At 71.5% G+C, this 1692-nt stretch carries 1 pseudogene; it reads left to right on the forward strand.

Features of this window, described 5'->3' with window-relative positions:
• Positions 1–1692: pseudogene (locus tag AC27KI_RS24265) on the forward strand (glucoamylase family protein); the annotation flags it as partial.

A 1692-nucleotide genomic window follows, 5' to 3' on the forward strand; every position in this document is an offset into this window, starting at 1 on the left:
GACAAGGCGGCCGGCGCGGCGACGCCGGCGGGCTCGGTGGACGGCGATCCGGGCGTGGACGAAATGCTGTTCTGGACCCGCGAGATCGCTCGCGTGGCCGCGGCGCACGCCGAAGATGCCCTGGCGCCCACCCCGGCGCCGGCACTGGCTCAGCGGCTGCAGGCACTGGCCGGCACGGCGCGTGAGATGGCCCTGGCCATGGATTTCGCGTTCCTGATGCACCCGGAGCGCAAGCTGCTGTCCATCGGCTACGCCCTGGTGGAGCAGCGCCTGGACGAGAACTGCTACGACCTGCTCGGGTCCGAGGCCCGGCTGGCGAGCCTCTTCGCCATCGCCAAGGGCGATGCACCCACCCGCCACTGGTTCCGCCTGGGGCGTGCTGCCACGCCGCTTGCGGGCAGTTCGGCGCTGATCTCCTGGTCCGGCTCGATGTTCGAATACCTGATGCCCTCGCTGGTCATGCGGGCGCCGCGGGCAGCCTGCTGGAGCAGACGAACCGCCTGGTGGTGCAGCGGCAGATCGCGTACGGGCAGGCGCTCGGCATTCCGTGGGGCATCTCGGAGTCCGCCTACAACGCGCGCGACCGGGAATTTACCTACCAGTACTCCAACTTCGGCGTGCCGGGCCTGGGCCTCAAGCGCGGACTCGGCGACAACCGCGTCATCGCGCCGTACGCCACCGGCCTGGCTGCCATGGTGGAGCCGCGCGCGGCGCTGCTGAACTACGAGCGCCTGGCCGCCCTGGGCGCGCTGGGCCACCATGGCTTCTACGAAGCGCTGGATTTCACGCCCACACGCCTGCCCGAGGGGCAGCCGGTGGCCATCGTGCGCAACTACATGGCCCACCACCAGGGCATGACCATCGTGGCCTTGCTCAACGTGCTGAAGGACGGCCGCATGCGCGAGCGCTTTCACCGCGAGCCCATGGTCCAGTCCAGCGAACTGCTGCTGCAGGAGCGCACGCCGCGCAACGTGGCGGTGGACCGGCCGCGCGCCGAAGAAGTCAAGGCCTCGCTGGACGGCGGCGTGGGCCAACCACCCACCGTGCGCCGACTGGTGGCCGGAGCGCCGGGGCCGGTCACGCACCTGCTGTCCAACGGCAGCTACACGGTCATGCTCACGGCCGCCGGCGCGGGCTACAGCCGCTGGCGCGGGGTGGCGGTGACCCGCTGGCGCGAGGACGCCACGCGGGATTCGCACGGCAGTTTCATCTACCTGCGCGATGTGCAGAGCGCCCAGCTCTGGTCGCCCACCACCCAGCCCCTGGGGGCCAGCCACCACCACGGCGACGTTCTGTTCGGCGAGGACCACGCCACGTTCTCGCACCACGACAAGGGCCTGCTCACCACGCTGGATGTGCTGGTGTCCGGCGAGACCGACGGCGAGGTGCGCCGCATCTCGCTGGCCAACAGCGGGCGCCGGGCGCGCGAGATCGATGTGACCTCCTATGCCGAGGTGGTGCTGGCGCCGCAGGCCGCGGACGACGCGCATCCCGCGTTCTCCAAGCTCTTCGTGCTGACCGAGTACCTGCCGGAATTCGGCGCGCTGATCGCCACGCGCCGGCCGCGCACGCCGCACGAGCCGCAGGCATGGGCCGGGCATTTCGCGGTGCTGGAAGGCGAGATCACCGCGGCGCCCCAGTACGGCTCCGACCGCGCGGGCTTCCTGGGCCGGGGACGCGACCCCGCCACCG

It is taken from the genome of Acidovorax sp. KPB24-03, assembly GCF_057546605.1.